Raw genomic sequence first — 513 nt, forward strand, 5'->3', positions numbered from 1 at the left:
AGACGTCGTCGTGTCCACCGTCCACCGAGCCAAAGGCCTCGAGTTCGACAACGTCGCCGTTCTCGACTTCCCACAGCGCCACGCGCCTGAACGCCCCGTCGAGGACGCGCGCCGTACCCAATTCGTCGCGCTGACGAGGGCACGCAATCATCTCGTTCGGGCCGATGGCCCAGACGATCGGGCACTTCGCACCATCGCGACCCGCGGATCGCAGCGAGCCCGCTGGTACATCGGGGCCCACAAGCCATGGATGACGCTCGGAATCGAGATCCAGGTCGGCGACATCGAACCGATTCACGAGGACCCGAACGCGAGTCAGGCCACGCTCTTGTCCGCAGTCGCGCCGGGGGACGCTCTGACCCTCGACCTCGACGTCGACGCCTCCACGCTCACGCTGCCGGTGTACTCGGTCGCACACGACGGGAACCCGGTGGGACGCACGTCGCACTCGTTCGGAGATGCCCTGGCCTCGCGCATCGGCAACCTCGAGAGCCGGCGCAACACCTGGCCGAC

Annotated in this window: 1 protein-coding gene; it reads left to right on the top strand. The window is 67.4% G+C overall.

The window, feature by feature from the left end:
* A partial coding sequence (locus FB586_RS19000) for an ATP-binding domain-containing protein (RefSeq protein WP_168800636.1) occupies positions 1-513 on the top strand: 513 nt, incomplete at both ends.

Origin of the sequence: Cellulomonas telluris (genome assembly GCF_004886325.1) — a bacterium.
Classification (GTDB): domain Bacteria; phylum Actinomycetota; class Actinomycetes; order Actinomycetales; family Cellulomonadaceae; genus Cellulomonas; species Cellulomonas telluris.